At 36.3% G+C, this 9367-nt stretch carries 10 protein-coding genes; 3 read left to right on the top strand and 7 right to left on the bottom strand.

Translation table 11 applies throughout. The annotated features are described in order from the left end of the window. Positions 1-72 precede the first annotated feature (72 nt). The 7 genes from Q0Q96_RS04185 to hpt form a co-directional block, all read right to left on the bottom strand. The gene (locus Q0Q96_RS04185) at positions 73-405 is read right to left on the bottom strand and encodes a hypothetical protein (RefSeq protein WP_293871976.1); all 333 of its coding nucleotides are present in this window, start codon (positions 403-405) and stop codon (positions 73-75) included. A 247-nt stretch (positions 406-652) separates the two neighbouring features. Beyond that, positions 653-1204, bottom strand: a complete 552-nt coding sequence (locus tag Q0Q96_RS04180) for an IS3 family transposase (RefSeq protein WP_293871975.1) — start codon at positions 1202-1204, stop codon at positions 653-655. Beyond that, a complete protein-coding gene (locus Q0Q96_RS04175) occupies positions 1201-1545 on the bottom strand; it encodes a helix-turn-helix domain-containing protein (RefSeq protein ID WP_293871974.1) in 345 nt (114 codons plus the stop codon). Before Q0Q96_RS04175 ends, Q0Q96_RS04180 begins: the two co-directional genes overlap by 4 nt. Before the next feature lie 120 nt (positions 1546-1665). Then, a complete protein-coding gene (obgE, locus tag Q0Q96_RS04170) occupies positions 1666-2700 on the bottom strand; it encodes a GTPase ObgE (protein ID WP_293871973.1) in 1035 nt (344 codons plus the stop codon). 95 nt (positions 2701-2795) lie between these two features. Beyond that, the gene (locus Q0Q96_RS04165; protein ID WP_293871972.1) at positions 2796-4070 is read right to left on the bottom strand and encodes a hemolysin family protein; all 1275 of its coding nucleotides are present in this window, start codon (positions 4068-4070) and stop codon (positions 2796-2798) included. A gap of 75 nt (positions 4071-4145) precedes the next feature. Next, positions 4146-4721 (bottom strand): adenylate kinase, encoded by a 576-nt coding sequence (locus tag Q0Q96_RS04160; RefSeq protein ID WP_293871971.1) that lies wholly within the window; start codon positions 4719-4721, stop codon positions 4146-4148. Between the two features lie 103 nt (positions 4722-4824). Beyond that, the gene (gene hpt, locus Q0Q96_RS04155; RefSeq protein ID WP_293871970.1) at positions 4825-5355 is read right to left on the bottom strand and encodes a hypoxanthine phosphoribosyltransferase; all 531 of its coding nucleotides are present in this window, start codon (positions 5353-5355) and stop codon (positions 4825-4827) included. A 249-nt stretch (positions 5356-5604) separates the two neighbouring features. On the opposite strand from hpt, the gene Q0Q96_RS04150 reads away from it, so the two are divergent. From Q0Q96_RS04150 to Q0Q96_RS04140, 3 genes are read left to right on the top strand one after another with little or no spacing between them, the layout of a single operon-like run. Next, positions 5605-6786 carry a 5-(carboxyamino)imidazole ribonucleotide synthase gene (locus Q0Q96_RS04150; protein WP_293871969.1) on the top strand — a complete coding sequence of 394 codons (1182 nt, stop codon included), beginning with the start codon at positions 5605-5607 and terminating at the stop codon, positions 6784-6786. Between the two features lie 20 nt (positions 6787-6806). Next, positions 6807-7289, top strand: a complete 483-nt coding sequence (purE, locus tag Q0Q96_RS04145; RefSeq protein ID WP_293871968.1) for a 5-(carboxyamino)imidazole ribonucleotide mutase — start codon at positions 6807-6809, stop codon at positions 7287-7289. Positions 7290-7304: 15 nt separating this feature from the next. Then, positions 7305-9332, top strand: coding sequence for a M3 family metallopeptidase (locus Q0Q96_RS04140; protein WP_293871967.1), 2028 nt, complete (start codon positions 7305-7307; stop codon positions 9330-9332). Positions 9333-9367: the final 35 nt, after the last annotated feature.

Raw genomic sequence — 9367 nt, 5'->3', positions numbered from 1 at the left:
CTCGGCTTTGAAAAAGCCGAATCAACACAAAAAAATAGCCTCAATCAAGTTGAGGCTATACAAGGTAAACATTCACTGAAAAATCACAGTAGGCTTCCTCTTTGCTAATACAAATTTAGAAAAATAAAGTTTAGAAAATTTATTTTTTAAGATAGTACCTGTTAGTGGCTGCCCTTCATTCTGACTACTTAATGTCTTTTTCAAAGTAGTTTTTCTATTTCTTTCTGCGGTTACAATAATTCTTTCTGCGGTTGCTATAAATACAAATGCGGAAGCAATATTTCTTTCTGCGGTTACAATAAATATAAATGCGGAAGCCATAAATACAAATGCGGTAACAAGAAAACTAATTGCGGTAGCAATTAGTTTTCTTGCGGTGACCCCTCCTAAAATTACTTGACACATTTTGTTATTAATTACTAAATTTTTATGTCAACTAATTTTTAATTTCTAATGTAATATTACACCGTTTTATATTAATGACAAAAATTATTTTTTTGCTGTTTTTAATCTTGTTTTATCATGTCATGTTGGGGCTTTATTTCTAATCATTTTTACAATTATTTTGTTATTACTACAATTACTTTACCCTTGTTTTTCATTACTAAAAACCATGCTGTCTTTATTGTTATTCCTGATTTTTAGATTGTTTTTATTGCTTCTTTGTAAATACTTTTTTCTTCCAGTATTTCTTCAAAACTCCTTTTTCTTCATGTGCTTTTATTGGAGTTAATCGGTTACAACTGTCGTGTATGCGCAGTTCGTTATAGGCTTTAACAGCAATATCTACAGCGCTTTGAGCTGTTTGATAGCTTTTGAAGGTTTCTTTTAGACCGTGTTCGTATTTTAAAATTCCGTTTATTCTTTCTGCTATGGCATTTTCATAGGGATCACCGTTTTCTGTCATTGACATTTGAATGTTTAAATAATCAATCATTTCTACATATTCATGGCAACAATATTGAATTCCTCTATCGGTATGTTGTATTAGTTCTTTGGTTATCTGGGTGTCTTTACTAGCCATCATTAAGGCATCGATTGCTCCTTTAGCATGCAAGGTTGGATGCAATTTATATCCAACAATCTTGTGGCTATAGGCATCTGTGATGATGCTCAAATAGGCAAATCCTGCATTCATACGAATGTAAGTTATGTCGCTTACCCAGAGTTTTCCTGCTTCAAAAACCGTTAAATACCTTATCAAATTGGGATATTTTTTATAAAAATGATTGGAGTTGGTGGTATACTTGCATCAGCCAATTGTTTTTCTGCTTCTTTTAATTGTTTTTGAACCAACTCCATTTTTTGTTTTTCTTCTGCTGTCATATCTTGCAAAGGTAAAACCATTTCTCGAGCATATTTATTTCGCCACTTATAAACTGTCGAATAAGAGATATTGAAGTTTTCTGTAGCTTCTTTAATAGTCATTTTTTTGGTTTCTATCTCAAAAACTAACCAGCGTCTAAAAGATTTTTCATAACTAAAATTCTCGTCAGTTCTTTCAAAATAATCTGAAACTCGGTACTCCTTTTTTAATGTTTCCATTTCTAGTTTGGGTTTAGAAATGTGTCAAGTTTTTTTAGGAGATGACAATTTCTATTTTGGGTTTAGAAATGTGTCAAGTTTTTTTAGGAGATGACATTTAACAAGATGACGAATTTTGTTTTAAATACCATGACTGTTTTCCTGTTCTTCACTATCAACATTCAGCATTTCCCATAGTTTGTCTTTGAGTTCGGTTAGTCCTTGATTGGCGATTGAAGAAATAAAAAGATAGGGCGTTCCTTTGAATTGTATGTCGAGTTGTGTTTTGAGTTCGGCTTTGAGTTCGTCGTCGAGCATGTCGGATTTAGAAACCACGATAAGTTTGTCTTTATCCAACATTTCGGGGTTGTAGCGACGTAGTTCGTCTAATAGGATTTCGTATTCTTTCTTAATATCATCGGCATCGGCAGGAACGAGAAATAATAATGTTGAGTTGCGCTCAATGTGTCGCAGGAAATAATGACCCAACCCTTTTCCTTCGGCGGCACCTTCTATAATTCCCGGAATATCAGCGATGATGAACGACTTGAATTCGCGGTAGGCAACAATTCCTAAATTGGGTTTTAAAGTGGTAAAAGGATAATCGGCAATCTTGGGTTTGGCGGAGGTTAAGACGGAGAGCAAGGTAGATTTTCCTGCATTGGGAAACCCTACAAGTCCTACATCGGCAAGGACTTTTAGTTCCAGGGTAACATCCATTTCCTCCGAAGGCATTCCGGGTTGGGCGTAGCGCGGTGTTTGATTGGTCGAGCTTCTAAAATTCCAGTTTCCTAGACCGCCTTTACCGCCTTTTATGAGTGTTTTCTCTTCGTTGTGCTGGGTAATTTCGAATAGAATTTCGTTGGTTTCTTTATCACGCACTACGGTTCCTAATGGTACTTCGATGGTTTTGTCTTCGCCATCATGACCTGTGCTGCGGGAGCTTCCGCCATCGCCACCGTGACCGGCTTTGACGTGACGCGCAAATTTTAGATGAAAGAGCGTCCAAAGACTTTTGTTTCCTTTTAAGATAACGTGTCCACCGCGACCACCATCGCCACCATCGGGACCGCCTTTTTCGATGAATTTTTCTCGGTGCAAATGCGAAGATCCTTTGCCTCCTTTTCCTGAAGAAACATATATTTTTACGTAGTCTACAAAATTTCCTTCTGTCATTTTTTTGGGGGTTTGGGGTTTAGGGTTTGAGGTTTTAGGTTTGGGTTAACAATTCACAATAACCATATAATCAATACCTCACACCTTAAACCTAATTATTCTTTTAACGCTTTTACCAGCACTTTATCTATCTTAACGCCGTCCATATCGATTATTTCTAATTGCAGTTTGTTCCAAATTAGTATTTCACCTTCTTTTGGAATTTTTCCCATTTCGGTCATAATCAATCCGCTTAAAGTGGTTACCTCATAGTCGTTGGTTAACTCATCCATATCAAAATAGGTTAAAAAATCGTGTAACGAATATAAGCCGTCAACTAACCAGGTCCCGTCTTCTCGGGGTAGCAGTTGGTATTGGTCTTGATCAAAATCGGAAGCATCGCCCACTAAAGCTTCCAGAATATCGTTGAGTGTAATTATGCCTTGAAAAATACCGTACTCATCGGTCACTAATGCATAATGTACTTTTGTTTTTTTAAAATTTTCCAACGCCTTGTAAACCGACGTGTGTTCTATAAGATAGGCAGGTTCTTTGATGATCGACTTTAATTGAAATGCGCCAGTTTCAAAACTTTTGAACAAATCTTTAAGTAAGACCACGCCTTGTACATCGTCTATATTTTCTTCGCAAACCGGATATACAGAATGTAATTCGTGTAACATTTTAGATTTTAATTCTTCAACAGAATCACTCAAAGAAAGATAGATTATCGATTGCCGGTGTGTCATCAACGAATTAATTTTGCGGTCGCCAATATGGAAAACACGTTCCACAATATCTTGTTCTATTTCTTGAACTTCGCCACCTTCGGTTCCTTCTTTGATGATGGCTTTTATTTCTTCTTCGGTTACTTTTCCGTCGGCGGTAGGTTTTATTTTCAATAATTTGAGTAATCCATCGGTAGCTAGGGTGAGCAACCAAATGAATGGTGCCGTGATTTGCGATACGATTCTCATAGGTAATGCTACTGCTTTGGCTATATTTTCAGGATGGTTTAGTCCAATTCTTTTGGGAACTAATTCACCTAAAACTAGAGAAAAAAAGGTTAGTAGTAACACCACAATTCCAACGGCTATGGAGTGTGAATAGGGTTTTAATGTGGTAAATCCTTCTATAAATACTTGTGTATGTTCTGTGATTTTATCACCAGAATAAATCCCTGTTAAAATACTGATGAGTGTAATCCCTATTTGAACTGTTGATAGTAATTTATTGGGTGCATTAAGTAAATCGAGCGCCGTTTTTGCGCCTTTACTTCCTTTTTTGGCAGCTGTTTCCAATCGGTTTTTACGTGCCGATATCAAAGCGATTTCGGACATAGAAAAAACACCGTTGAGCAGAATTAAAAAAAGAATGATGAGAATTTCCATTTGAATTGGTTGTTAGTTGTGGGTTGTGGGTTGATGGCGATGGTGAATTTAGCAACAACTGACAACTATCAATAATCAACTAAATTTATTAAAAACGTTAGTCAAACGTTCCGTTACTTCTGCAATAGTTCCAATCCCATCAACGGCGTGAAATTTGCCTTGGTCTTTATAATAATGCATTAATGGCGCAGTTTTTTGATTGTATTCGTCATACCGGTTTCTAATTTTTTCTTCGTCCTGATCGTCTGGTCTTCCAGAAGTTTTTCCTCTTTCTAACAATCGAGCTATTAGAATAGTGTCATTGGCTTCGAGTGCTACTGTTGCCGTTATGCTTTGTCCTTTTGACTGCAAAAAGTTGTCCAATTCATGCGCTTGCGCCAAGGTTCGTGGGAAACCATCAAATAAAAACCCTGCGGATTGAGGATTTCTATCTACTTCGCTTTGCAACATTTGAATGGTCACTTCGTCGGGCACGAGATCACCTTTGTCCATAAAGGTTTTTGCCAATTTTCCCAAATCGGTATCATTTTTAATATTGTATCTAAAAATATCCCCTGTTGAAAGATGCGTCAGATTGTATTTTTCTTTTAAAAATTCAGCTTGTGTACCTTTTCCTGCGCCAGGTTTTCCGAAAAGAACGATGTTAATCATTTTAGTAAAAGTTATATGTTGTATTTTATATGTTGTATGTTGTTGTCTTTGGTCAATTACATTATTTTAAACTTAAAACCCAGAACTTACAACTTACAACTCTTTACTGTGTTAATTGATAAATGTCGGGCAAATTTCTTCCTAATCCGTCGTAGTCTAAACCATAACCTACTATAAATTTGTTAGGAATTCTTATCCCTACGTAATCTATTTTGATGTCTTTTCTATAGGCTTCGGGTTTGAAGAAAAGTGTCGCGATTTTTAAAAGCTTGACTTTTTTTTGTTTGAAAATAGCTTTCAGCTCTTCGACAGTATTACCTGTATCTACAATGTCTTCAACAATGACCACCGTTCTGCCCTCTAAATCTTGGTTAAGTCCAATTAAATGTTTTATTTCGTTTGTAGTTTCGGTTCCTTCGTAAGATGTCATTTTTACAAAACTCACCTCACACATACCTCTGTATTGTTTCATCAAATCACTCATTACCATGAATGATCCGTTCAAAACACCAACAAAAACAGGAACTTCATCAAAAAAATCATCATCCATTTGTTTTGCCATGTTTTTGATTGCAAAGTCTATTTCCTCTGCAGAAATAAATGGTTCAAACGTTTTGTCGTGAAGGTGTATCATTTTTTCAAATTTTAATAAGCCGCAAATATAAGAAGTTGGGAGTTAGAAGTTAGAAATTAGCGATGAAAATCTTAAATAAACTGCTAGATATTCCATTATGAATTTAAAATGACCAATTATAACAAGATTTAAAATTATCAACTATCAATTGAAATTATCAATTGAAAATTTATCTTTGTACAAACACAAAATACAATCACACGAGCGAAGCGACTACATGTGACCAATAAAAAACTATAAGTACGGCCAATGAATTACTTTTCCTCCAATTTTAAACTGGGCATTCTCGGTGGCGGACAATTAGGCAAAATGCTGCTTTCTGAAACAAGAAAATTCGATATTCAAACTTATGTTTTAGACCCTAGTATGGATGCTCCGTGTCAATATGGTGCGACTCATTTTTTTATTGGCGATTTGATGGATTTTGATATTGTGTATGAATTTGGTAAAAAAGTGGATTTGCTGACCATCGAAATTGAAAACGTCAATCTTGATGCTTTGGATAAATTGGAAGCCGATGGATTAAAAGTTTTTCCATCACCAAAAACCTTACGATTGATTCAAAACAAAGGCATACAAAAGGATTTTTATGTTGAGAATCAAATTCCAACTGCGGCTTTTAAACGATTTGTTGACCTTGATGGCCTAAAGTCTGCTGTCACATCGAGCCTTACGTCTACACTCAAAACAAGCTGCGTCGAGATGCCTTTTGTTTGGAAAGCGGCTCAATTTGGTTACGACGGGAATGGTGTTAAGGTGGTGCGCTCGATTTCGGATTTAGAAAACTTACCCAATGTAGAATGTATTGCCGAACAGATGGTTCCGTTTAAAAATGAACTGGCTGTAATTGTTGCCCGTTCTGTTTCGGGAGAGGTCAAAACATATCCTGTAGTTGAAATGGAATTTCATCCCGAAGCCAATCAGGTAGAATATGTGATTTGCCCTGCTAGAATTGATTACAATAATGCCAAAAAAGCCAACGAAATTGCCCTAAAAGTTTCAACCGCCTATAATCATGTCGGGTTGCTAGCCGTAGAAATGTTCCAAACCCATGACGAAGAAATTTTAGTAAATGAAGTCGCGCCAAGACCTCACAATTCAGGACATTATAGCATCGAAGCTAGTTATACCTCGCAATTTGAAAATCATCTGCGTGCCATTTTAGATTTGCCTTTGGGAAGTACCGACAGCAAAGTGGCAGGAATTATGGTAAATTTGGTTGGTGCTGACGGTTTTTACGGAAACGTAATCTACGAAAATATCGAAAAAATAATGGCTATTAAAGGTGTGACACCCCACATTTATGGCAAAAAAGAAACAAGGCCTTTCCGCAAAATGGGACACGTAACGATTGTTAATGAAGATATGAACGAAGTCAGACGGATTGCGGAAGAAGTGAAGAATACAATTAGAGTGATAAGTAAAAAATAGAAAATTGAAAGATTAAAAAAATGAAAGTAGCAATAATCATGGGAAGTCAAAGCGACTTACCAATCATGCAGGAAGCGATTGACATTCTAAAAAGTTTTGATATCGAGACCGAGGTTGACATTGTTTCGGCACATAGAACACCCGAAAAATTATTTGAGTTTAGCAAAAAAGCGCACACTCGGGGCATCTCGGTAATTATTGCTGGTGCTGGTGGTGCAGCGCATTTGCCAGGCATGGTGGCATCGCTGTCGCCATTACCGGTAATTGGCGTTCCGGTAAAATCAAGTAATTCTATTGATGGCTGGGATTCGGTTTTGTCTATTTTACAAATGCCCAGTGGAGTTCCTGTGGCAACTGTGGCACTGAACGGCGGCAAAAATGCCGGAATTCTGGCGGCTCAAATTATCGGAAGTCACGATAAACTTGTTTTGGATAAAATTATTTTATACAAAGAAAGCCTTAAAGATGCGGTGAACAAGTCATCGGACGAAATGAAAAAATAAATTAATTATCTTTAAATGAAAATACTTACTCAAAAATTCAATACTAAATACAATACAGCACCATTTTCGCTACTAAAATTAGAAGATTATAATCCCGCTTTTGTTGAAAATATCGCTGCGGCAAAAGCCGAAATCGATACCATCATAAATAATCCAGCAACACCAACTTTTGAAAATACCATAGAAGCACTAGAATTTTCTGGTGAAGCATTAGATAGATTATCCTCAATTTTTTTTAATCTCAATTCGGCTGAAACCAATGACGAAATGCAGAAAATAGCACAAGATGTTTCTCCGTTGCTCACTGCATTTAGCAATGATATAGCCCTAAATGAAGCGTTGTTCAAACGTGTAAAATTGGTTTACGAACAAAAAGATACTTTAAAATTAACGCCGGAACAAACCACTTTATTGGATAAAAAATTCAAAAGTTTTTCAAGAAACGGAGCGTTATTATCGAACGAAAAAAAAGAGCGTTTACGAGAAATTGATTCCGAATTGGCCAAACTTAAACTAACATACGGTGAAAACGTTTTGGCTGAAACCAATAATTATCAACTACATATTACAACCGCAAAAGAATTAAAAGGCTTGCCCGAAGGAACCATTGAAGCAGCGGAGAGTTTGGCAAAATCCAAAAACCTTGAGGGTTGGATTTTTACTTTGGATTATCCCAGTTATATCCCGTTTGTAACGTATGCCGACAACCGTGAACTTCGAAAAGAACTAGCCGTTGCCAACGGAAAAAAAGCATTCCAAAACAACAAATTCGATAATCAGGAAATTACGTTAAAGATTGCTAAACTACGCTTTGAACGCGCCAATTTATTAGGATATAAAACCCATTCTCATTTTGTTTTAGAGGAGCGAATGGCGCAAAATCCGGAAAAAGTAACTTCGTTTTTGAATGATTTGTTATCCAAAGCAAAACCTGCAGCACAAAAAGAATTTGCTCAATTAACTGCTTTTGCATCAGGGATTGATGGGATTGACCAATTAGAAAAATGGGACGGAGCGTATTATTCTGAAAAATTGAAACAGAAATTATTCGATTTTGATGACGAGCATTTAAAACCCTATTTCAAACTCGAAAATGTTTTGAACGGTGCGTTTACTATTGCTGAAAAGCTTTTCGGAATCACATTCAAGGAAGTTTTTGACATCGATAAATACCACGAAGACGTTCAGACTTTTGAAGTATTAGATTTACAAAAAGAGTTAGTTGCTATTTTTTATGCTGATTTTTTTCCAAGAAAAGGAAAACGCAATGGTGCGTGGATGACTTCGTTTAAACCACAATATAGTAAAGATGGTGTAAACCAAAGACCACATGTTTCAATTGTGTGCAATTTTACACCTCCTTTGGGGAGTAAACCTTCGTTATTAACTTTTAACGAGGTAACAACTTTGTTTCATGAATTTGGTCACGCCTTACATGGCATGTTGGCCAATACAAAGTATCCAAGTCTGTCGGGAACATCGGTATATTGGGATTTTGTTGAGTTGCCAAGTCAAGTAATGGAAAACTGGTGTTACGAACCAGAAGCTTTGGCTATTTTCGCCCGACATTATGAAACAAACGAGATTATACCAGAAGGATATGTTGATAAAATTAAAAAAAGTGCCAGTTTTTTTGAAGGTATGGCAACGTTGCGCCAAATTAGTTTTGGATTGCTCGACATGGCGTTTCATAGTAATAATCCAAACCAAATTATTGATATCAAAACGTTTGAAAAAGAAGCTTTTGAGGGCAAATCTTTATATCCAGATGTCGCTGAAAATTGCATGAGCGTTTCCTTTTCACACATTTTTCAGGGTGGTTATTCGTCGGGTTATTACAGTTACAAATGGGCAGAAGTTTTAGATGCCGATGCATTTGCGTATTTTCAGGAAAAAGGAATTTTTAATAAAGAAGTTGCCACAAAATTTAAGGACAATGTATTGTCAAAAGGTGGAACTGAATTGCCGATGGAATTGTACAAACGTTTCCGCGGACAGGAACCTAAACCAGAAGCTTTGTTGAAACGAGCGGGATTGCTTTAGTTTTTTAGATTATTACAAAAATAGTTTGAGACAAA

Origin of the sequence: Flavobacterium sp. (genome assembly GCF_025352015.1) — a bacterium.
In the GTDB taxonomy this organism is placed as follows: domain Bacteria; phylum Bacteroidota; class Bacteroidia; order Flavobacteriales; family Flavobacteriaceae; genus Flavobacterium.
This window is presented reverse-complemented; position numbering and strand designations above follow the sequence as displayed.